The organism is Catenuloplanes sp. NPDC051500 (assembly GCF_044454585.1).
Lineage (GTDB): Bacteria > Actinomycetota > Actinomycetes > Mycobacteriales > Micromonosporaceae > Catenuloplanes.
In genome coordinates, this window is record NZ_JBITDX010000025.1 from 80,585 (window position 1) to 102,883 (window position 22,299).

Below are 22,299 nucleotides of genomic sequence, written 5' to 3' on the forward strand. Positions count from 1 at the left end.
CGTGGTGATCAACACGGTTACAGTCCCGGGCATGGAATCGCAGATCGAGCCGGCACCGCGGGTATGGATACGGCCGCGCTGGGCCGGGGTGGTCTGCTGGGTGGCCGCCAGCACGCTTGTGGCGTGGACCGGGACGCGCGTGGGCGGGCTCGACTACGGGCCGGTCGTACAGCTGATCGCGTTCACCCCGTACGTGACGGCCGGGGCGTTCGCCGTCGCCCTCGCCGCGTTGCTGCTCCGCCGCCGGGCGGCCGGGGTGGTCGCACTGCTCACCGGCGCGGCGCTTGTCTCGCTTGTGGCGCCCCGGGCGGTTCCGGACTCCGACCGGGGTGACGGCGGTGGACCGCGGATCCGGGTGCTCACCATGAACGTGCTCGCCGGCGCGGCCGATCCGGACGCGATCCTCGCGCTGATCGACGCGCAGGACGTAGACGTGCTCGCGCTGCAGGAGCACACGCCGACGCTCGACGCCGCGCTGGTCGCGGGCGGCATCGGCGGGCAACTGCCGTACGCGCAGACGAATCCGGAGGAGGGCACCAGCGGCTCCGGCCTCTACTCGCGGCACCCGCTGAGCGACGGCGGCACGCACCGGGCCCCGTCGCCGTCGCCGGTGGCGCCGTACCTCGGGCACTCCGCGTCCTTCGCCACCGTCGTGGTGCCCGGGGCGCAGCCGCTGCTGGCCGAGTCCGTACACCCGATGGCGCCGTGGAGCCCGTGGGCAAGCGACGAATGGCGCACGGACCTGACCATGCTCACCCCGGCCACGCCGGACGGGCCGGTCCGCATGCTTCTCGGCGACTTCAACGCCACGCTTGACCACTCGCCGCTGCTCGGGCTGCTGGAGACCGGTTACCGGGACGCGGCAGCGGTGGACGGCAGCGGGCTGGCCGGGACCTGGGGGCCGTACGCCGGCGCGCTCATCCCGCCGGTCACGCTCGACCACGTGCTTGTCGATCATCGGGTACGCGTGGAGAGCGTCGACGTCTTCGGCCTGCAAGGCTCGGACCACCGGGCGGTGCTGGCCGTCCTCACTCTGCCGCCGGCCTGACGCTGATCGCCGTCCTGACGCTGACTGCCGTGCTGACGCTGCCGGCCGTCCGGATCGTTGCGTCGGGTGACACACAGTGGCATGTCCTGGCCCTTGCCCGCTCAGGACCGATACCTTCCCGCATGTGAGTGTGGATCTTTCCAAGAAGCCGAAGCCCAAGAAGCCGAAGCCCAAGCTGCTTACCACCCTCTGCTGGGTCGCCGCAGTGCCGTGCGCGGCCTGGGCGCTGATCCGCGGCCTCGGCCTGGACCACGGCCCGATCATCCAGCTGATCGCGTTCACGCCCTACGTCACCGCGGCCACGCTGGTCCTCGCCGTCCTGATGCTCGCGCTGCGCCGCTGGCCGACGGCCGTGCTCACCACGCTTGCCGCGCTCGCGCTGACCGCGATGGTGCTGCCTCGGGCGCTGCCGGACGCGGACCGGGGTGCGGGCGGCGGGCCGGAACTGCGCGTGATGACCACGAATGTGCTGGGCGGCGGCGCGGACCCGGACGCGCTGATCGCGCTGATCCGGGAGAACCGGGTGGATCTGCTCGCGGTTCAGGAGTTCACGCCGGACGTCGCCGCCGAACTTGACGCGCGCGGGCTCGCCACCCTCCTGCCGTACCGGCAGCTGCACCCGATCAACTCGGCGGCCGGGTCCGCGCTCTACTCCCGCTACCCGCTCACCGAGACCGGCGTCCGGGAGCACACGTCCGGCTTCGCCCAGGCCTACGGCACCGTCACGGTTCCGGGCGGCCGGCCGGTGATCGCGGAGTCCGTACACCCGATGGCGCCGTGGGGTCTGCCGGTGCTCGACGACTGGCGCGCGGACCTCGAGAATGAGCCGCGGGCCACGCCGGGCGGGCCGGTCCGGCTGCTGCTCGGGGACTTCAACTCCACACTCGACCACTCCCCGTTGCGCGCGCTGATCGCGTCCGGCTACCAGGACGCGGCGGACGTCACCGGCAACGGCCTGACCGGCACCTGGGGGCCCTACGACGGCAGCCTGATCCCGCCGGTCCAGCTCGACCACGTCCTCGCGGACCGGCGCATCCGCGTCGAGTCGCTGCGCGTCCTGCACCTGCCCGGCTCCGACCACCGGCCGGTCCTCGCGGAGCTGTCGCTGCCCCGCGAGGACTGAGGAGCGGTCAGGCCGGGTGGTTCACGCCGTAGGTCAGCGCGTCGACAAGCGCGTGCCAGGACGCCTCGACCACGTTCTCGTGGACGCCGACAGTGGTCCAGCCGCCGTCCGAGGCCGCCTTCGTGCCGACGAGCACGCGGGTGACCGCGGCAGTGCCGTGCGAGCCCTCCAGGATGCGGACCTTGTAGTCGGCCAGCTCGAACGTGGCGAGCACCGGGTAGTGCGCGGACAGCGACTGGCGCAGCGCCTCGTCGAGCGCGTTGACCGGGCCGTTGCCCTCGGCGGTGGCGATGACGCGCTGGTCGCCGACGCGGACCTTGACTGTCGCCTCGGAGACGACGGCGCCGTCCTCCCGGTGCTCCACGATCACCCGGTACGACTCCAGCGCGAACGGCAGGACCGGCTCGGCGCCCGGCAGTTCGGAGCGGACCAGCAGCTCGAACGACGCGTCCGCGGCCTCGAAACTCCAGCCCTCCGCCTCAAGCTCCTTGACCCGCTTGGTGACCCGGGACAGCGCCTCCGGCCGGCCGGCCAGGTCGACACCGAGCTCCTTGGCCTTGAGCTCGATGCTGGCCCGGCCGGCCATCTCGGTGACCAGGATGCGCATGTCGTTGCCGACAACCGACGGATCGACGTGGTTGTAGAGCACCGGGTCCACCTTGATCGCGCTCGCGTGCAGCCCCGCCTTGTGAGCGAATGCCGCGGCCCCGACGTAGGCCTGGTGGGTGTCGGGGGCGATGTTGGCGATCTCGGCGATGCCGTGCGAGACGCGCATCGCCTTCTCCAGGCACCCGTCCGGTAGGACCGGGAGCCCGAGCTTCAACTGCAGGTTGCCGACCACCGCGAAGAGGTCGGCGTTGCCGGGGCGCTCGCCGTAGCCGTTGGCGGTGCACTGGAAGTGCTTCACGCCTGCCTCGACTGCGGCGATCGTGTTCGCGACCGCGCAGGAGGTGTCGTTCTGGCAGTGGATGCCGAGCCGGTCGGCGCCGATGCCCAGCTTCGCCGTCAGTTCGGAGATCGCGGCCGTGATCCGGGACGGGACCATGCCGCCGTTCGTGTCGCACATGACCACGCGCTCGGCGCCGGCGTCAAGCGCGGCCCGCACCACCGACGCGGTGTAGTCGGGGTCGAAGCGGAAGCCGTCGAAGAAGTGTTCGCAGTCGAGGAACACGCGCCGGCCGTTGGCGACGAAGTGGGCGACGCTGTCCCGTACCATCGCCAGGTTTTGATCTCCGGTGGTCCGCAGCGCGCGCTCGACGTGCCGGATGTCGGACTTGGCGACCAGGCAGACGACCGGCGCCTCGGAGTCGAGAAGCGCCTGGATCTGCGGGTCGTCCGCCACGTCCACGCCGGCCTTCCGGGTGGCACCGAACGCGACCAGTTGCGCGTGCTTGAGGGTCAGCTCGGTGCGGGCCCGGCGGAAGAACTCGGTGTCCTTGGGCATCGCGCCGGGCCAGCCACCCTCGATGAACCCGACGCCGAACTCGTCGAGCAGCCGCGCGACGGCGAGCTTGTCGACGACCGAGAAGCTGATCCCCTCGCGCTGCGCGCCGTCGCGGAGCGTCGTGTCGAACACCTGGTAATCCATGGCGATACCTTCTTTTGACTGGTTTACAGGGGTCGCAACAAAAAGACCCCCCGCGGTCGCGGGAGGTCTGCGCATCGGCGAGGGGTCGGCCGATGCGCTAGGTGCCAATAATCAGGGCGGCGAAAGTCACGTTGGCCAGCTTGCCACTACTGTCCATACCGTGGTGGCAGAAACCCACAATCCGGGACGGACCTGCAGGGTGAATCTCTCTGAGCTGCAAGAATCGCTTCCCTCCTACGCCGACGATCTCCGCGTCAATCTCACGCGCGTGCTCGTCGAGACGCCGCTTACCGGCGCACAGGCGTGGGGCGCGGCGCTTGCCTGCGCGATCACCGCGCGGAATGCCACGGTCATGCGCGTCTTCGCCGCCGAGGCCGCCGCACGTCTGCCGGCACCGGTCGTGGAGCAGGCCCGCGCGGCCGCCTCGATCATGGCGATGAACAACGTCTACTACCGCGCGCAGCACATGATCGGCGACGTCCACCCGGCCCGCCTGCGCATGCGCGCGATCACCTCGCCCGTGCTCGCCGCCGCCGGCGTCACCAAGGCCGACTTCGAGCTGTGGTGCCTCGCGGTCTCCGCGATCGCCGGCTGCGCCGTCTGCCTGGACAACCACGACCAGGGGGTACGCCGTGCCGGCCTGACCCGCGAGGCCGTGCACGAGGCGCTGCGGATCGCGGCAGTGGTGCACGCGGCAGCGGTCACCGTCGATTCGATGGAGTCTTCAGGTTAGACGTCCGGCGGGCCGGGTATGCCAATCATCGACAGAGCAGAACAGTCGACAAGAGGAGGAAAGCCATCATGACCGGCCCTACACCTCAGACGACGAACGCGTACGACAACACGTCTGGCACGCCGTTCCAGTCCCCCGACCCCGACCGTCTCGGCCACGAGTCCGTGACCAGCGACGCCCTGGGCACCACCTTCACCGGCGCGACGCCGGCGGGCGCGGTCGGCAACAGTCAGAACTGGGACGCCTGGGCCTACCGTGAGGACGCCGGCATGTCCGGCGCCGCTCTCGCCGGCTACAAGGTCGAGGCGACCGACGGCCACATCGGCAAGGTCGATTCGGCAAGCACCGAGGCCGGCGCCGGGTACCTGGTGGTCGACACCGGCCCGTGGATCTTCGGCAAGAAGGTCATGCTGCCGGCCGGCGTCGTCAACAACGTGGACCACGACGACCACAAGGTCTATGTGGACCGCACGAAGGAGCAGATCAAGGCCGCTCCGGAGTTCGACGACGAACGCCACGGCGACCCGGTCTACCGGGACAAGGTCGGCGGCTACTACGGCGACTCGTACGCAACGCCGAGTCAGATCGCGCCGCCGACGCCGTAACCCGGCGAGCGTGATCAACTGAACGGCCGGTGGGGTTGCAGCCCCACCGGCCGTTACTCTTCCCCGAGTGGAGATGACGCGTAGCTACCCCTTCTCGGCCACCTTCAACTTCCGCGACGTCGGCGGCTACCCCGGGCTCGACGGCCGCACGGTCCGCTGGCGCCGCCTGTTCCGCTCCGACTCGCTGCACCGCCTGGACGCCTCCGACGAGGCCGCGTTCCGCGCCCTGGGCGTCAAGTCGGTGATCGACCTCCGCCGCCCGCACGAGATCACCCGCGACGGCCGCGTCCCCGAGCACTTCGGCCTGGATTACCACCACATCCACCCGGAGCACGCCGAGTGGGAGGACACCCCGTTCGAGGGCAGCGGCCTCACCAACGCCCGCTGGATGGCCGACCGCTACCGCGACATGGCCGAGACCGGTGCCGCCGGCTGGGCCGAGGCGCTGACGCTGATCGCTGAGGAATCCGCCGCCCCCGTGGTCGTCCACTGCGTCGCCGGCAAGGACCGCACCGGCATCACAGTCGCGCTTACCCTCGGCCTCCTCGGCGTCTCCGACGACGACATCATCGCCGACTACGCCCTGAGCACCGAGGCGTCGGCCCGCTTCTCCGCCCACGTCAAGTCCACCTGGGCCGGCTCCGGCGCCTACCCCACCCCCTTCTTCGGCTCCGAGCCCGAAACCATCGCCACCTTCCTCGCGGAGCTGCGCGCAAAACACGGCTCCATCGAGTCCTACGCCCTCCACGCCGGCCTCACCCCCGCCGCCATCTCCGCCATGCGCACCCACCTGCTCACCTGACGTCCGCGGTCGTCGGTGACCTGCATCACCCTGCCGGCGCTTCTGCCGACAGGGTGACATCGGCATGTGCGGACTGCGATCTTGCGGTAGCGGCCGGTACCGTGGCGCGTAGAGACCTGAGCGCTCTCATGCCTGGTGTCCGGAACTCGGAGGCCAGGCAAGCTGAACCCTTCATCTCCGCGTCCCGGATCCGATCAGCGGACCATCTGTCGTCCGCTGCGGAACCTGGGTAGCCTCGATAACACGAGGATCGGTATCACGTGCCACGAAAGCGTCATCCGAACGGCGAACTCGAGGCTGTATTGCGGCAGGCCGAAGTCAAGGACTGGACGATCACCGGCGGCGGCGACAAATACTTCAAAATGAAGTGCCCGTGTCCGAAGAAGTGCATGAAGACGGTGCACCTGTCCCCTTCCGGGGCTAACTACCTGCGCAACCTGCTCGGTCAGCTGCGACGAGCAACATGTTGGGAGGACTGATGGGCGGTATTCGCCTGGCGCTGGACATGACGTTCAGCAGCACCCCTCATGGCACCGACGAACAGTTCGAGGAGTTCCTCGATGCCGTTCAGGAGCACCTTGACGCGCTCGGGGTCGAGGTGCAGATCGCCGCGCGGCTCGCTGAGCGCACAGTCGATTTCGCGGCCGAGATCGAAACGGACAGCTTCGAGGTCGCCACCAACAAGATCCTCAGCGATGTCCGCACGGCTCTGCACGCCGCCGGCTGCAGCACCGCCGGCTGGCCTCGCTTCGAGGCGACCAAGCGCGGCGTGCGCGAACTTCAGAACCTCTGACACACGCCGCTCCCCGGCGACATCGAGTCCGCACCCGGCCGACGGCGGGTGCGGACTTTGCTGTCCACGCCACCGGCCGCCTGGGGTTGATCTTGCGACCACGGCGCTGGCAGGGAGGAGCCCCTGGGCGACGACCGGTGTCGCCGGGAGGCCTCGGGTGGTGATGTGGGATCAACTGGGTGAATGAACGGCTTGAGGTGTTGGGTGGGCGCTTTCGGAAGCTTGCCGCGACGAAGCGTTGCGGCAAGGCTTGGAGGGCTGAAGAACGTGAAAGCGAAGGGCGCCTCCGGGGTACGGGGGCGCCCTTCGCTGTCGGGCTTAGAAGATCTTGTGGATCCAGGAGTGGGGGTCGGGGGCGGAGCCGCGCTGGATGTCGACGAGGTGCTGGCGGAGGGTCATGGTGACCTCGCCGGAGGTGGCGTTGCCGATGGTGAACTCGCCGGAGGGGAAGCGGGCGGTGCCGATCGGGGTGATGACGGCGGCGGTGCCGCAGGCGAAGGCCTCGCGGATGCGGCCGGACTCGGCGCCGGAGCGCCACTCGTCGAAGCTGATCGGGCGTTCGACGACCTCGTGGCCGGCCTCGCGGGCGAGCGTGATGACCGACTCGCGGGTGATGCCGGGGAGGATGGTGCCGGTCAGCGGCGGGGTGACAAGGGTGCCGTCGTCGAAGACGAAGAAGATGTTCATGCCGCCGAGTTCGTCGACGTACTTCTGCTCGACGGCGTCGAGGAAGACGACCTGGTCGCAGCCGGCCTCGATCGCCTCGGCCTGGGCGGCCAGGGAGGCGGCGTAGTTGCCGCCGCACTTGGCCGCGCCGGTGCCGCCGGGGGCCGCGCGGGTGTAGTCGGGCGAGACCCAGACCGTGACCGGCTTGACGCCGCCGGAGAAGTACGCGCCGACCGGGGACGCGATGACCAGGTAGAGGTACTCGCGGGCAGGGCGGACGCCGAGGAAGACCTCGCTTGCGTACATGAACGGGCGCAGGTAGAGGCTGCCGTCCGCGTCGGTCGGGATCCAGTCCCGGTCGATGGTGACCAGCTCACGAAGCGAGTCGAGGAATGCGGCCTCGGGCAGCGCGGGCATGGACATGCGGTCGGCGGACTTGTTGAAGCGGCGTGCGTTCGCGTCCGGGCGGAAGATCGAGACGCCGCCGTCGGCAGTGGTGTACGCCTTCAGGCCCTCGAAGATCTCCTGTGCGTAGTGCAGCACCGCGGAGGCCGGGTCCATCGGGATCGGCGCGCGGGCCTCGACACGGGCGTCGTACCAGCCCTTGCCCTCCGCGTACCGCACGGTGACCATGTGGTCGGTGAAGACCCGTCCGAAACCCGGGTTCGTGAGGAGCGCGGCGCGGTCAGCGGCGGCAACCGGGGCGGGATTAGGACGGATCTCGAAGTCGAGCTTGTCACCACCGCTCATAGCGCTGGTACCTCCATATGCAGTTCACGGTTTGCTGAAATTTACCCCGAACGGGCGTTCAAGGGCACACAGGGCCGTGGATGCAGACGGAGTCCGACCGAACGGCCCCGCACGAGGGGCGTTACGACCGGATGGTGCGAGCTGTCTAGGAAGCAGCGGCCGCCAGCCGGTCACCGACGTCGGCGGTACGCAGCGGGGCCCCCGGGGTACGGGCGGCCAGCTCGCTCGCGACCGCCTCGGTTACTCGGGCGGCCGCGTCGGCGTGGCCCAGGTGGTCCAGGAGCAGCGACGCGGAGAGCACTGCCGCGGCCGGGTCGGCCACGCCCTTGCCCGCGATGTCCGGCGCGGAGCCGTGCACCGGCTCGAACATGGACGGGAAGCGGCGCTCCGGGTTGATGCACCCGCTTGCCGCGAGCCCGATGCCACCTGTGACGGCGGCGGCGATGTCGGTGAGGATGTCGCCGAACAGGTTGTCGGTGACGACCACGTCGTACCGCGACGGGTTGGTGACCATGAACATCGCGGCCGCGTCGACGTGCTGGTACTCAGTGGTGACGTCCGGGAACTCGGCCTTGACCGCGTCGAACGTGCGGGCCCAGAGACCACCGGCGTGGGTGAGCACGTTGGTCTTGTGCACAAGCGTGACCTTGCGGCGCTCGCGGCGCTGTGCGCGGGCGAACGCGTCCCGGATGACCCGCTCGACGCCGTGCCGCGTGTTGAGGCTCTCCTCCGTGGCGACCTCGGCGGGCGTGTTCCGGTGCAGGACGCCGCCGGCGCCCGCGTAGAGGCCCTCGGTGCCCTCGCGGACGACCACGAAGTCGATCTCGCCGGGCTTGACCGCGCCGAGCGGGCCGGTGGTGCCGGGCCACAGCTTCGACGGGCGGAGGTTCACGTACTGATCGAAGTCGAAGCGCATCTTGAGCAGCAGGCCGCGCTCGAGCACGCCCGGCGGGACGGTCGGGTCGCCGACGGCGCCGAGCAGGATCGCGTCGAAGCCGGCCAGCTCATCACGGACAGAATCCGGAAGAACCTCGCCGGTACGGTGGTAGCGCGTGGCGCCGAGGTCGTAGTCGACCGTGTCGACGCCGGGGAGGACAGCCTGAATGACCTTGATCGCCTGAGCGGTCACCTCCGGGCCGATGCCGTCGCCGCCCACCACCGCGATCCGTGTCACGCCCGCACTCCTCAAAAAAGCTGCCAAGACCTTGCCGACGGTACGCCCCCGTCCCGTCAATCGGTACGGCCGTCCCACATACCGGTCCGGTAACGCACAGGAAACTTATAGGCGACGGCCACCTGTGGTTCAGGCGCGGAGCCTACGGTGATCCCTGGACAGAGTCGTCACCGACGGGGGAAGCACCATGACCACCACAGTCGCCACCAGGAACAGCCTGCTCGGCCGCACTCGGGCCGAGGGCATCGTGGTCCGCCACCAGGTGCAGGTCGGGGCGAGTCAGTTCGGTTTCTGCTTCACCGCGCCGCAGGCGATGGACCGCCGGGGCGCCGGCGAGGCACTCGCGGACGCGGTCGCGGAGCTGCGCGCGCTCGACACCACGTTCGGCCCGCTCCGCGAGCGCAGCCTGGTCTCCCGGTTCCGCCGGGGCGAGATCGCCGCGGACCTCTACTCCCCGCTCGCCGACCTGGTCGACCGCTGCATCCTGATGCGCGCCGCGACCGATGGCTGGTTCGACGCGTGGGCCGTGCCGGGCGGCTTCGACCCGAGCGGCCTGGTCAAGGGCTGGTCGGTGGAGCGGGCCGCGACCCGGCTGCGCGCTTCCGGCATCGAGAACTACGCGATCCACGCCGGTGCGGACGTGACCGTGCGCGGCCACTCCCCCGCCAACCGCCCGTGGAAGATCGCGGTCCGGGACCCGTATGACGGCCGCCGCGTGATCGAGACGCTTGAGCTGACCTCCGGCGCGGTCGCCACCACCGGCGCCGCCGGCCGCCGCGATCACATCGTCGACCCGCACACAGGCCACCAGGCGGACGGTTTCGCGCTCACCACGGTGGTCGGCCCCGAGCTCTCCGCCGCGAACGGTTACGCCATCGCCCTCTACGCCGCCGGCCCGACCGCGCTCAGCTGGTTCCCCACCGCCGACGGCTACCGCGCCCTGGACCGTACCGGCCGGCTCTGAGTGTGGTCGTCGCTTCCTTCCGCCTGGCTCGACGCCACGGCACTCGACCGCATCGGCTTCCTGTGACCACAAATTTTTTTCGCAGATCCACGCGGTGCGGTGATGCCCCCGCCATCCCTTCCTTGATCACGTCACACGACGCCCGCGCCCGGCTGTCTTACGTATCGCTCAGTCGCGCCCCATGGCTTCTCATCTGCAGTTTCTCCGAACCCACCGCTGTCTCGACCACGTCGTGAGGCGCGGACGTCCGAAGAAGCCGGTGTCAGTCGGACGCTCTTTGTCCGCCTGACACCGGCTTCTTCGGACGTGGCGACGAGCCCGGAGGAGCGCAGCGACGACCAGAAACCGAGCGTGTCGGTCGGGGCCGAAGTGACCGATGGGGCAGCGGATGGCATTCTTCCCCGGTGAGTTTCGACCTGGTGGTCTGGGCGCTAGACCGGACCGGTGAGCCTGCCGACGTGACGGCCGGACATAAGCGGTGCATGGCGGGCATTCACACCGCCGGCGTACCCGACCGGCGCATCAATGCCTTCTATGCCGACCTGACAGCCCGATATCCCGATCGTTTCGCCACCGGCAACGCGTCGCCCTACGAGGCGAAGCCGTTGCACGTGGCGCGCGACCACGTGGAGATCAAGCTGGTGGAGACGTGCCCGGACGAGGTGCTGCTCTTCATCGAGCAGTTGGCGGGCGCGCACAATCTCATGCTTCTGGACGTTCAGGGCGGATCGGTCTATCCACCGCAGGCCACCGCCTACCCTCCCCACTGATTTTTTCTGTCAGGTGTCGTCGCGCAGGTCCGCCGCGCTCGCGGCGGCAGCGCCGATGGCTTCCGCGGCCGCGGCGAGCAGCTCCACGCCCACGGCCGAGTCCACCGTGAGCGTCATCAGCGCCTCGCCCCCTGCCGCACGCCGCCCGACCTGCATTCCGGCGATGTTCACCCCGGCGCTGCCGAGGATCGAGCCGACAGTGCCGACCACACCGGGCCGGTCCGCGTAGGTGAAGAACAGCAGCACGCCCTCCGCCGCCAGCTCCAGCGCGAAACCGTCCACCTCGGTCAGACGGCGGCCCGCGCCGGACACACTCAGCGCCCGCCCGTCCGGCAGCACGCCCCGGACGCACACCTCCGCCGGCCCTTCCGTGTCCCCGGCCGTCAGCGACATCTCCAGGCCGCGCGCAGCGGCCAGCGCCGGCACGTTGACGTAGGTGACCCGCTCCGCCACCACTGACGTGAACAAGCCCTTCATCACGGCGAGCCGCAGCACCGACACGTCTCGCGCGGTGATCGCGCCCCGCACCTCCACCGTGACGCTCGCGGCAAGCGCGCCCGCGAACGCGGTGAAGACCCGGCCGAGCCGTTCCGCAAGTGGCAGCAGCGGCCGTACCTCCTCGTCGACCACGCCGCCGGCCTGCACGTTCACCGCGTCCGGCACGAATTCGCCGTGCAGCGCCAGCTTGACGCTGCGTGCCACGGCCAGCCCGGCCTTGTCCTGCGCCTCCACTGTGGATGCGCCCAGGTGCGGGGTGGCGACCACGCTCTCGTGCCCGAACAGCGGCGACGACGTGCACGGCTCCTTCGCGTAGACGTCCACGCCGGCGCCGGCCACCCGGCCCTCGGCCAGCGCGTCCGCCAGGGCCTGCTCGTCGATCAGGCCGCCGCGCGCGGCGTTGATGATCCGCACGCCCGGCTTGACGAGGGACAGCTCGCGAACACCGATCAACCCCACGGTCTCCGGGGTACGCGGCAGGTGCACGGAGATGAAGTCGCTTGCGGCGAGCAACTCGTCGAGCGTCACCAGGCGCACGCCGAGCTGGGCCGCGCGGGCCGGCTGGACGTACGGGTCGTACGCGATCAGCCGGGTGTCGAACGCGGCCATCCGCTGCGCGAACAGCACACCGATCCGGCCGAGCCCGACCACGCCGACGGTCTTGCCGGCCACCTCCACGCCCGTGTACCGGGCCCGGCGCCACTCCCCCGCCTTCAGGGCCGCGCTCGCGCTCGCGGTGTGCCGGGCCACGGCCAGCAGCAGCGCCACGGCCTGCTCGGCGGCGGAGATGATGTTCGACGTGGGGGCGTTCACCACAAGCACGCCGTGCGCGGTGGCAGCCGCGATGTCCACGTTGTCCAGCCCGACGCCGGCCCGGGCGACCACCCGCAGACCCGGCGCGGCCTCGATCGCCTCCGCGTCGATCCGGGTGGAGCTGCGGATCAGCACCGCTGCCGCGCCGGGCAGTGCGCGCAGCAGCGCGGCGCGATCGGCGCCGTCCACGTGCCGGACCTCGAAGTCCTGGTCGAGCAGGGCCAGCGCGGCCGGGGCGAGTTCCTCCGCGACGAGCACGACGGGCGACATGGGACCTCACAAGATCGATGATGACCGATCTTGTGAGGCTACGCCCGAGTCTCGCCGCGCCGATGGGCGATAAATCGTTAGTCGAGAACCTCGTCAATCGGGACAGGCTCGTCGTCGATCTCGGGCACCGGAGCGCGCCCGGCCGTCACACCGAGCGGGTTCGGCAGGATCGGCCCGGTCGCCACCACCCGCCCGTCGATCTCCCGGAACGTGCCGGCCTCCCGCGCCAGCACCTCCTTGAGCAGGTCGAAGTCGAGCGCGGCGAGCGGCGGATAGATCCACTCCGGGCGTGGCTGCGACAGACCTCGATCGGCCAGGAACCGCACGATCTCCTCGCGTACGACAGGGGGCGTGACAGGCGAGTGGTAGAGCGCGCCGAGTACGTCCGCCCAGCGCCCCGGCTCACTCCCGGCGCCCGGGTCCCCGGCGCTCGCCTCGTCAGGTGACTGCGAGTCGCGCATCTCGATCTGCAGCACCGTGACGGCCTCCTGCTCCGGCGAGCCGAACTGCGCGAACAGGTCGACGAACTCGTGCGCCTCGCCCGCACGCCCACCTGCCGCCCGCAACCGCAGGCCCAGCGGCAGACTCAGCGCGCGCTCGCCCGCATCGCCGGTGGCGATCATCTCGGTGGCGAGCCCGGAGTGCTCGGCCAGCACCCGGTTCAGGAAGTAGTTGGTGATCTCCGCGTCGCCGCCCGTCCCGTCCAGCAACAGCCGGCCTTCGCGCACCACCGGGCGCGGGTGCCGGGGGATCCGGACCATCGCGTACGGCCCACCGGCCAGCCGCAGTCCGGCCGCGTAGGCGGTCACGTACTCGTGGACGGCGCCGGGCACGTGGTTGTCCGCGCCCACGTAGCCCACGTAGGCCCGGCCGGTCATCGCTGCGATCGCCATGCCGATAAGCATCGCCTCGCCCTTGCCGCCGCGCACCAGCCCGTCGTCGTCGAGCAGTTCCGGCAGGCCGGCAGCCTTGATCGCGGACGCCAGGCCCGGGTCGCCCTGGTGGACGACGACTGCGGCGCGCTCGGCGATCCGGCAAAAGTCCTCGACGCCCTGCACCTCGATCGCGAACCGGTCCACGGGCGTGCGCTCGCTGTTCGACACCAGCACGATCAGGCAGTCGTGTGGAATGCCGGCCAGCACGCCCTCGATCACCCGGCGCGGCTCGTCCATGCACGGCACGACGATCACCATCTGGCGCAGGACGTCGCCGATCTCGTCGGCGGGCACGATCTCGCTGTCCCCGGCGCGGCCGGCGGGGTGGCGCCCGGAGTCGAGCTCCACCACCCGCTGTAGCTCGTGGATGCGGACCGCGCCGAAGCGCTCGTCTCGAAGGTGCTGCTCCAGGCGCATGCCGGGGTCCTTACCCGGAGAGCCGGTAGACGAAAAGCGCGCCGGGACCCGTGGGTCCCGGCGCGCTCGGTCAGAACAGGAATCAGGCGGTCTCGGTGATCGGGCGGTCGACCCAGCTCATCATGTCGCGCAGCTTCTTGCCGGTCACCTCGATCGGGTGGGCGGCGCCCTGCTCGCGGTACTTGGTGAACGCCGGGCGGCCGGCCTCGTCGTCCTCGATCAGCTCACGGGTGAACTGGCCGGACTGGATCTCGGAGAGGATCTTCTGCATCTCCGCCTTGACCGACGCGTTGATCACGCGCGGGCCGCGGGTGTAGTCGCCGAACTCCGCGGTGTCCGAGACGCTGTAGCGCATGCGCGCGATGCCGCCCTCGTACATCAGGTCGACGATCAGCTTCAGCTCGTGCAGGCACTCGAAGTACGCGATCTCCGGCGCGTAACCCGCCTCGGTGAGCACCTCGAAACCGGTCTGCACAAGCGCGGACGCGCCGCCGCAGAGGACCGCCTGCTCGCCGAACAGGTCGGTCTCGGTCTCCTCCTTGAACGTGGTCTTGATGACGCCGGCCCGGGTGCCGCCGATCGCCTTCGCGTAGGAGAGCGCGAGCGCCTGCGCGCCGCCGGTCGCGTCCTGCTCGACCGCGACCAGCGCCGGGACGCCCTTGCCGTCCACGTACTGACGGCGGACCAGGTGGCCCGGGCCCTTCGGCGCGACCATCGCCACGTCCACGTCGGACGGCGGCTTGATCAGCTCGAAGCGGATGTTCAGGCCGTGGCCGAAGAGGAGCGCCTTGCCTGCGGTCAGGTTCGGCGCGATCGACTCGGTGTAGAGCGTGCGCTGCACGGTGTCCGGCGCCAGCACCATGATTACGTCGGCCCAGGCGGACGCCTCGGCCGGGGTGAGCACCTTCAGGCCCTGCTCCTCGACCTTCGGGCGGCTCTTCGAGCCCTCCGGCAGGCCGATGACGACCTCGACACCCGAGTCCCGGAGCGAGAGCGAGTGGGCGTGGCCCTGGCTGCCGTAGCCCAGGACCGCGACCTTCTTGCCCTGGATGATCGACAGGTCGGCATCGTCGTCGTAGAAGACCTCTGCGGACATCAACTTCCCTTTCGTACGGCCGAAGCCGGTGTGTGTTTGAAAAGCATTTAAGCGGCGCGGAGAGCCGGTCCGGTGGTGATGGAGCGCGACCCGCGGCCGATCGCCACCATCCCGGACTGGACCATCTCCTTGATGCCGAACGGCTCGAGGTCGCGCAGCAACGCGTCAAGCTTGTCCGCCGTGCCGGTCGCCTCGATCGTGAGGGTGTCCGGTGCGACGTCCACCACGCGGGCGCGGAACAGGTTCGCCGTCTCGAGAATCTGCGACCGGACGGTACGGTCGGCGCGCACCTTCACCAGCAGCAGCTCGCGCTGCACCGCGGAGCCCGCGTCCAGCTCGACGATCTTCAAGACGTTGACAAGCTTGTTGAGCTGCTTGGTGACCTGCTCAAGCGGCGAGGAGTCCGCGTTGACCACGATGGTGATCCGGGAGACCTCGGGGTGCTCGGTCTCGCCGACCGCCAGCGAGTCAATGTTGAATCCACGCCGGGAGAAGAGCCCGGAGACGCGCGCGAGCACGCCGGGCTTGTTCTCCACGAGCACGGAGAGCGTGTGCTTCGTCATGACGGGGGTGCCTCTCAGACCGCGTCGTCGGGGAAGTCCGGGCGCATGTCCCGGGCGAACAGGATCTCGTCGTTGCTGAGACCGGCCGGAACCATCGGCCAGACCATCGCGTCCTTGCCGACCACGAAGTCGATGACGACCGGGCGGTCGTTGATCGCCATGGCCTCCTCGATCACCCTGTCCACGTCCGCGGCGGTCTCGCAGCGCAGGCCCACGCAGCCGAGCGCGTCCGCGAGCTTCACGAAGTCCGGGATGCGGTGCTTGTGCGTGCCCAGCTCGGTGTTGGAGTAGCGCTGCTCGTAGAAGAGCGTCTGCCACTGCCGGACCATGCCCAGGTTGCCGTTGTTGATCACGGCGACCTTGATCGGGATGCCCTCCAGCGCGCAGGTGGCCAGCTCCTGGTTGGTCATCTGGAAGCAGCCGTCGCCGTCGATCGCCCACACCACCGTGTCCGGCCGGCCGGTCTTCGCGCCCATCGCGGCCGGGACCGCGTAGCCCATCGTGCCGGCACCGCCCGAGTTCAGCCAGGTGTACGGCTTCTCGTAGGAGATGAACTGCGACGCCCACATCTGGTGCTGGCCGACGCCCGCGGCGTAAACCGCGTCCGGGCCGGCGATCTTGCCGATCCGCTCGATCACATAGTGCGGGGAGAGCGTGCCGTCCTCCGGCTCGTCGTACCCCAGCGGGTACTTGGTCTGGAGTCCTTCCAGCGTGGACCGCCAGGCCGCGTAGTCGCCGGTGCGGTGCGCCGCGTGGTCCGCCTCGATCGCGGTGATCAGCTCGTCGATCACGTGCCGCGCGTCGCCGACGATCGGCACGTCCGCCGCGCGGTTCTTGCCGATCTCGGCCGGGTCGATGTCCGCGTGGACGATCTTCGCGCCGACCGCGAAGTTCTCCAGGTTGCCTGTCACCCGGTCGTCGAACCGGGCCCCCAGCGCCACAAGCAGGTCCGACTTCTGCATCGCGTAGTTCGCGGTGACCGAGCCGTGCATGCCGGGCATGCCCATGTGCTGCGGGTGCGAGTCCGGGAACGCGCCGCGCGCCATCAGCGTGGTGATGACCGGGATCCCGGTCAGCTCCGCCAGCCTGCGCAGACTCTCGGTCGCGTGCGCCTTCAGCACGCCGCCGCCGACGTAGAGCACCGGGCGGCGGGCCTGACTGATCAGCCGGGCCGCCTCGCGGATCTGCTTGCCGTGCGGGTGCAGCGTCGGCCGGTAACCGGGCAGCTCGAGCGTGGGCGGCCAGCTGAACGTGGTCTGCGCCTGCAGCACGTCCTTCGGGATGTCGACAAGGACCGGGCCGGGGCGGCCGGTGATCGCCAGGTGGAACGCCTCGGCCAGGATCCGCGGGATGTCCTCGGGGCGCTGGATCAGGAAGTTGTGCTTCGTGATCGGCAGCGTGATGCCCTGGATGTCCGCCTCCTGGAAGGCGTCCGTCCCGATATACGGCCGGGCGACCTGGCCGGTGATGGCCACGATCGGCACCGAGTCCATGTACGCATCGGCGATCGGCGTCACCAGGTTCGTCGCACCGGGACCGGAGGTGGCGATGCAGACGCCGACCTTGCCGGTGGCCTGCGCGTACCCGGTGGCCGCGTGTCCCGCACCCTGCTCGTGCCGGACCAGGATGTGCCGGACCTTCGAGTCGTAGAGCGGGTCGTAGGCCGGGAGGATCGCGCCGCCGGGAATGCCGAACGCGACGTCCACGCCGAGCGCCTCGAGCGACTTGACGAGCGACGCGGCGCCGGTCACCGGCGTCGGGGCGACGACAGGCGCGGCCGGGGTGGCGGGCGTGGCAGCCGAGGACGACGCGGCGAACGCGTGGGCTCGGTGGGCGAGGGTCTCTGGCGTGGGTCTGCTCATGGCTGTTCGGACCTTTCGGACCTTCGGTGCTTCACATTCTCGATTTAGTCAACCGTCCGGCCCTGGTAAGGACCGAGGCGCGCCTACCTGGCCAATAAAAACGGCCCTCGTGCGGAATCACACGGGGCCAGCGCACTCTCAAGCGAGGAGAGTGCGCTCAGGTAAGTACTCGAGAGGACCGGAGGTCGCGGGTGATCGCGAACGAGACGGTCTGGTGCTGGGACATGTCCACAGCTTGGCTCATCTCACGCGATGAGTCAACCTATCCCACATATTGGTTCACGGAGGCGGTTGTTTCACCCGGACGAGCCTTCCCCGTCCGGGCCGGGTATCGCTGCGGGAGCGATCTGACCTGCGGAAATGGCCAGCCGTCCGCCGCTCGCCGAGGCCGGGACACGCAACGGGGACGCGGCCGCGCGCAACTGTGCCTCCAGGTGCTCGGCCGGAACGCCGCCGCCGAAGAGAAACCCCTGGCCGAAGCGGCAGCCGGACTCCTCCACCACGGCCCGGTGGGCGGGCGTGGAGATCCCCTCGGCAAGTACCTCAAGGCCCAGCCGGTGCCCCAGCCGGACCACCACGTCGACAAGCGGCTCGGACGCGGCCACCAGCTTCCGGTCGATCTTGAGGATGTCCACCGGCAGGTCCCTGAGCTGCCCCAACGACGAATAGCCGGCGCCGAAATCGTCCAACGCGACCCGCACGCCGGTGTCGCGCAGCTCACGCAGCCGGTGGCACAACTCGTCCAGATCGGTGGCGACCGCGTGCTCGGTCACCTCAAGCACCAGACGCTGCGGCGGCACCCCGTGGGTGCGCAACACCTCCGCCACCTGCCCGACATAATCCGGCGAGTGCAGCTCGCGCGGTGACACGTTCACCGAGACCCAGACGTCGTAGCCCTCGGCCAGCCACCCGGCCAGCTGGCGGCACGCCCGGTCCAGCACCCACCGGCCCAGCTTCGCGATCAGCTCGGACTCCTCCGCGGCCGGGATGAACTCGTCCGGCCCGACCACGCCCAGCTCCGGATGCGTCCAGCGGAGCAGCGCCTCCGCACCGACCGGGCGGACCGAGGGCAGCGCCACCACCGGCTGGAACACCACGCGCAACTCGTCCCGCTCGATCGCGCCGCGCAGCTCGTGCTCAAGCGTGGTCCGCCGCCGCAGCAGATGGTCGTACCCCGGCTCGTACCGCTCGACCCGGCTCTTGCCCTTGACCTTCGCGTAGCGGAGCGCCAGGTCAGCGTTGCGCATCAGCGTCTCCACATCGGCCGCGCTCCCGGCCGGCGCGAGCCCGATGCTCGCCGACAGGAACACCACCCCGCCACCCTGCTCGTACGGGGCGGCGAGCGCGTCGAGCAGCCGGTACGCCGCCCGCTCCGCCTCGTCCTCGCCGGCCCACATCAGCACCGCGAACTCGTCGCCGCCGAGCCGGGCCACCGCGTCGCCGGGCCGCAGATTCATCCGCAGCCGGCCGCCCACCTCAAGCAGCACCTGATCGCCCACGTCATGACCGCGAAGATCGTTGACGCTCTTGAACCCGTCCATGTCGATGCCGAGCAGCACGCACGGCCCGCGCACGCCGGAGAACGCCTCCTGGTGCAGCACGCGCAGCATGCCGCGCCTGTTCGCCAGGCCGGTCAGCGGGTCGGTGTGGGCCAGGCCGCGGAAATGCGCCTCCCGCTCCCGGAGCCGCTCCGCGCCGCGCCGCACGTCCCGCAACGCCAGATATTGCCGGCCGACAAGCGCGACAAGCACCAGGCCGCCGGAGAGCGCGCCGACCGCACCGATGGAGCCGGTCCTCGCGATCTGGTAGCCGGCCGCGCCGGTGAGCAGCACCATCGGCAGGAACACGAATCCCGCGCCGCGCCGGGTGGTGTCGACCTCGGCCGGATCCGGCTCCCGGTCGGTGGCCCGCGCCGCCACCGCGATCACGGTCAGGCCGGCCGGCAGCGCAAGCGCGCTGACAAGCACCACGCCCGCCCACTGCTGGCACACGCCACCTGACACACCGGCCCCGGCCAGCGCGGCCGCGGTGATGCCCGCGCCGACGCCCACCGACCCGGCGCGCGGCCGTGGCATGCGCACCGACACCATCGTGGTCAGACCGAACGCCAGCACACCCACGCCCAGCGGCAGCAGCAACAGCCAGCACGGGACCGGAGTGCGGTCACCGAGCACGCGGGTCGGCGCGGTCACCAGCACCCAGCCCAGAAACCAGATCGCACCGGCGATCGCCAGCCCGTCCAGCAGGTGCTGAAGCGCGGTCGCGCCGGTGTCCGCGGCGCCGGGCAACATCAACATCCCGCCGAGCAGCGTGCCGGCGCCGAGCACCATGCCGAGCGCGATCAGCCGCGCCGTGTCCCGGCCGCCCGGCGCGGTCATGCTCAACGACACCACAAGCCCGGCGACAGCGGTCAGCGCGGTGATCGCACTGCCGGCCGCGAGCAGATGGTGCGCGTGCCGGCGACGACCAGCCCGGCGGCGCGCGGACGAGACAAGCATGACCGAGGCCGGGACGGCCGACAGGGCGGCGGCGAGCGCGGCGATCCAGACACCAGGGGGTAGGTGCACGTATTCACTGTGCCGGATAAATGACCGGCGTGGGGGACAGCGTGTGCGAAGCGTGGTAATCCGGTCACTCAATCCGGGTGTCGTCGGCCACGTCGTCCCGCGTGGTGGACGTAAGGAGCGCCTTACCCTGCCGTTCGGTTTACCTCGGTGCAACACTTGACGTCATGCCCCAGCTGCGGTCAAGGACCTCCACGCACGGCCGGACAATGGCCGGCGCCCGCGCTCTCTGGCGCGCCACCGGAATGACCGACGACGACTTCGGCAAGCCGATCGTCGCCATCGCGAACAGCTTCACGCAGTTCGTGCCGGGTCATGTTCACCTCAAGGACCTCGGCGGTCTCGTCGCCGAGTCGATCGCCGAGGCCGGCGGCGTGGGGCGCGAATTCAACACCATCGCTGTCGACGACGGCATCGCCATGGGCCACGCCGGCATGCTCTACTCGCTGCCCAGCCGCGAGCTGATCGCCGACGCCGTGGAATACATGGTCAACGCGCACTGCGCCGACGCGCTCGTCTGCATCTCGAACTGCGACAAGATCACCCCCGGCATGCTGATGGCCGCGCTGCGCCTCAACATCCCCACCGTCTTCGTCTCCGGCGGCCCGATGGAGGCCGGCAAGACCGTCGCCGTCGACGGCGTCGTCCACTCCAAGCTCGACCTGATCGACGCCATGGTCGCCTCCGTCGACGACAACGTCTCCGACGAGCAGCTCGGCGTCATCGAGCGCTCCGCCTGCCCCACCTGCGGCTCCTGCTCCGGCATGTTCACCGCCAACTCGATGAACTGCCTCACCGAGGCGATCGGGCTGGCCCTGCCCGGCAACGGCTCCACGCTGGCCACCCACGCCGCCCGCAAAGACCTCTTCATCGAGGCCGGCCGCCTGATCGTGGACATCGCCAAGCAGTACTACGAGAACGACGACGAGTCGCTGCTCCCCCGGGCCATCGCCTCCCGCCCCGCATTCGAGAACGCGGTCGCGCTCGACGTCGCCATGGGCGGCTCCACGAACACGATCCTGCATCTGCTCGCCGCCGCCCGCGAAGCCGAGATGGACTTCTCCGTCTCCGACATCGACGAGATCTCCCGCCGCGTGCCATGCCTGTCCAAGGTCGCGCCGAACAGCCAGAAGTACCACATGGAAGACGTCCACCGGGCCGGCGGCATCCCCGCGATCCTCGGCGAACTCAACCGCGCCGGCCTCCTCCACAAGGACGTCCGCTCGGTCCACGCCCCGTCCCTGGACACCTGGCTCTCCGACTGGGACATCCGCTCCGGCGCCACCAAGCCCGAGGCTCTCGAACTCTTCCACGCCGCCCCCGGCGGCGTCCGCACCGTCGAGCCGTTCTCCACGTCGAACCGCTGGTCCACGCTGGACACCGACGCCGCCGACGGCTGCATCCGCGACCACGAGCACGCCTACACCGCCGACGGCGGCCTCGCCATCCTCTTCGGCAACATCGCGCCGGACGGCTGCGTCGTCAAGACCGCAGGCGTGCCCGAGGAGGTCTGGAAGTTCTCCGGCCCCGCACGCGTCTTCGAATCCCAGGACGACGCCGTCACCGGCATCCTCGCCAAGAACGTCGTCGCCGGCGACGTGGTCGTCATCCGCTACGAAGGCCCGCGCGGCGGCCCCGGCATGCAGGAGATGCTCTACCCGACGTCCTTCCTGAAAGGCCGCGGCCTCGGCCGCGCCTGCGCCCTGATCACCGACGGGCGCTTCTCGGGCGGCACGTCCGGGCTGTCCATCGGACATGTCTCACCCGAGGCGGCCTCGGGCGGCCTGATCGCGCTCGTCGAAGAGAACGACGAGATCGTCATCGACATCCCCAACCGCTCCATCCACCTCAACGTCCCGGACGACGTGCTGCAGGCTCGGCGCATCGCGCAGGAGAAGCGGGAGAAGCCGTTCACACCGATCGATCGTGACCGGCCGGTGTCGGCGGCGCTGCGGGCGTATGCGTCGATGGCGACGTCGGCGTCGGACGGGGCGTATCGGCGAGTGCCGTAGGCGGTCCTTACTGTGGGCCTCCGGCGTCGTCTTGGCGTCGGAGGCCTTTTTATTTTCCCGCTTTCGCTGTGGTCTTGATTCGTTTGCTCCCGCGGGCCGGCTGGTCCGTGGGTGGTTGCGTTTAGAGCTTCGCTCTTTTCGTTGCTTTTGGGTTTGTCTCGCGGCTTTCGCTGGGTGGGGTGTCGGGGGGGGGGGGGGGGGGCGAGGGGGGGGGGGGGGGGTGACGACAGAATGGGGCCAGCCCCCGCCCCCC

General features: G+C 70.1%; 19 protein-coding genes. 10 read left to right on the forward strand and 9 right to left on the reverse strand.

The features are described from left to right. The first annotated feature begins 31 nt into the window (after positions 1-31). Positions 32-1,048 carry an endonuclease/exonuclease/phosphatase family protein gene (locus tag ACIA8K_RS35055; protein WP_396067251.1) on the forward strand — a complete coding sequence of 339 codons (1,017 nt, stop codon included), beginning with the start codon at positions 32-34 and terminating at the stop codon, positions 1,046-1,048. A 175-nt stretch (positions 1,049-1,223) separates the two neighbouring features. Beyond that, the gene (locus ACIA8K_RS35060) at positions 1,224-2,171 is read left to right on the forward strand and encodes an endonuclease/exonuclease/phosphatase family protein (protein WP_396067323.1); all 948 of its coding nucleotides are present in this window, start codon (positions 1,224-1,226) and stop codon (positions 2,169-2,171) included. Positions 2,172-2,178: 7 nt separating this feature from the next. On the opposite strand, the gene cimA is transcribed toward ACIA8K_RS35060, so the two are convergent. Next, entirely contained in the window at positions 2,179-3,759 is a 1,581-nt protein-coding gene (cimA, locus tag ACIA8K_RS35065; protein ID WP_396067253.1) for a citramalate synthase, read from the reverse strand. A gap of 199 nt (positions 3,760-3,958) precedes the next feature. Here cimA and ACIA8K_RS35070 point away from each other — a divergent pair, with 199 nt between their 5' ends. From ACIA8K_RS35070 to ACIA8K_RS35090, 5 genes are all read left to right on the forward strand, one after another. Continuing rightward, positions 3,959-4,492 (forward strand): carboxymuconolactone decarboxylase family protein, encoded by a 534-nt coding sequence (locus tag ACIA8K_RS35070; RefSeq protein WP_396067255.1) that lies wholly within the window; start codon positions 3,959-3,961, stop codon positions 4,490-4,492. A 68-nt stretch (positions 4,493-4,560) separates the two neighbouring features. Beyond that, positions 4,561-5,097, forward strand: a complete 537-nt coding sequence (locus ACIA8K_RS35075; RefSeq protein WP_396067258.1) for a PRC-barrel domain-containing protein — start codon at positions 4,561-4,563, stop codon at positions 5,095-5,097. Positions 5,098-5,170: 73 nt separating this feature from the next. Then, entirely contained in the window at positions 5,171-5,899 is a 729-nt protein-coding gene (locus ACIA8K_RS35080) for a tyrosine-protein phosphatase (protein WP_396067326.1), read from the forward strand. A 260-nt stretch (positions 5,900-6,159) separates the two neighbouring features. Further along, complete coding sequence (locus ACIA8K_RS35085; RefSeq protein ID WP_396067260.1) at positions 6,160-6,378, forward strand: hypothetical protein; 219 nt, start codon at positions 6,160-6,162, stop codon at positions 6,376-6,378. After that, positions 6,378-6,692 (forward strand): hypothetical protein, encoded by a 315-nt coding sequence (locus ACIA8K_RS35090; protein WP_396067262.1) that lies wholly within the window; start codon positions 6,378-6,380, stop codon positions 6,690-6,692. Before ACIA8K_RS35085 ends, ACIA8K_RS35090 begins: the two co-directional genes overlap by 1 nt. Positions 6,693-7,010: 318 nt before the next feature. Here ACIA8K_RS35090 and ACIA8K_RS35095 read toward each other — a convergent pair whose 3' ends face one another. Together ACIA8K_RS35095 and ACIA8K_RS35100 are read right to left on the reverse strand one after the other, a co-directional pair. Further along, the gene (locus ACIA8K_RS35095) at positions 7,011-8,108 is read right to left on the reverse strand and encodes a branched-chain amino acid aminotransferase (protein ID WP_396067264.1); all 1,098 of its coding nucleotides are present in this window, start codon (positions 8,106-8,108) and stop codon (positions 7,011-7,013) included. Between the two features lie 145 nt (positions 8,109-8,253). Then, positions 8,254-9,282, reverse strand: a complete 1,029-nt coding sequence (locus ACIA8K_RS35100; RefSeq protein ID WP_396067266.1) for a 3-isopropylmalate dehydrogenase — start codon at positions 9,280-9,282, stop codon at positions 8,254-8,256. A gap of 187 nt (positions 9,283-9,469) precedes the next feature. Between ACIA8K_RS35100 and ACIA8K_RS35105 the strand changes: the two genes are divergently transcribed. After that, entirely contained in the window at positions 9,470-10,246 is a 777-nt protein-coding gene (locus tag ACIA8K_RS35105) for an FAD:protein FMN transferase (protein ID WP_396067268.1), read from the forward strand. A 404-nt stretch (positions 10,247-10,650) separates the two neighbouring features. Further along, entirely contained in the window at positions 10,651-11,016 is a 366-nt protein-coding gene (locus tag ACIA8K_RS35110) for a hypothetical protein (RefSeq protein WP_396067270.1), read from the forward strand. A 9-nt stretch (positions 11,017-11,025) separates the two neighbouring features. Here ACIA8K_RS35110 and serA read toward each other — a convergent pair whose 3' ends face one another. The 6 genes from serA to ACIA8K_RS35140 form a co-directional block, all read right to left on the reverse strand. Beyond that, positions 11,026-12,597 carry a phosphoglycerate dehydrogenase gene (serA, locus tag ACIA8K_RS35115; RefSeq protein ID WP_396067272.1) on the reverse strand — a complete coding sequence of 524 codons (1,572 nt, stop codon included), beginning with the start codon at positions 12,595-12,597 and terminating at the stop codon, positions 11,026-11,028. A 77-nt stretch (positions 12,598-12,674) separates the two neighbouring features. Beyond that, positions 12,675-13,949 (reverse strand): mannosyl-3-phosphoglycerate synthase, encoded by a 1,275-nt coding sequence (locus ACIA8K_RS35120; RefSeq protein WP_396067274.1) that lies wholly within the window; start codon positions 13,947-13,949, stop codon positions 12,675-12,677. Positions 13,950-14,031: 82 nt separating this feature from the next. Beyond that, positions 14,032-15,045: a ketol-acid reductoisomerase gene (gene ilvC, locus ACIA8K_RS35125; RefSeq protein WP_396067276.1), complete on the reverse strand. Its 1,014-nt coding sequence runs from the start codon at positions 15,043-15,045 to the stop codon at positions 14,032-14,034. Positions 15,046-15,092: 47 nt separating this feature from the next. Further along, positions 15,093-15,608 carry an acetolactate synthase small subunit gene (gene ilvN, locus ACIA8K_RS35130; protein WP_396067278.1) on the reverse strand — a complete coding sequence of 172 codons (516 nt, stop codon included), beginning with the start codon at positions 15,606-15,608 and terminating at the stop codon, positions 15,093-15,095. A 14-nt stretch (positions 15,609-15,622) separates the two neighbouring features. Next, positions 15,623-17,470, reverse strand: a complete 1,848-nt coding sequence (locus ACIA8K_RS35135; protein ID WP_396067280.1) for an acetolactate synthase large subunit — start codon at positions 17,468-17,470, stop codon at positions 15,623-15,625. A 296-nt stretch (positions 17,471-17,766) separates the two neighbouring features. Continuing rightward, positions 17,767-20,037, reverse strand: coding sequence for a putative bifunctional diguanylate cyclase/phosphodiesterase (locus tag ACIA8K_RS35140; protein ID WP_396067282.1), 2,271 nt, complete (start codon positions 20,035-20,037; stop codon positions 17,767-17,769). 164 nt (positions 20,038-20,201) lie between these two features. Between ACIA8K_RS35140 and ilvD the strand changes: the two genes are divergently transcribed. Beyond that, on the forward strand, positions 20,202-22,046 hold the full coding sequence (gene ilvD / locus ACIA8K_RS35145) for a dihydroxy-acid dehydratase (protein WP_396067284.1): 1,845 nt from the start codon (positions 20,202-20,204) through the stop codon (positions 22,044-22,046). The last annotated feature ends 253 nt before the right edge of the window (positions 22,047-22,299 follow it).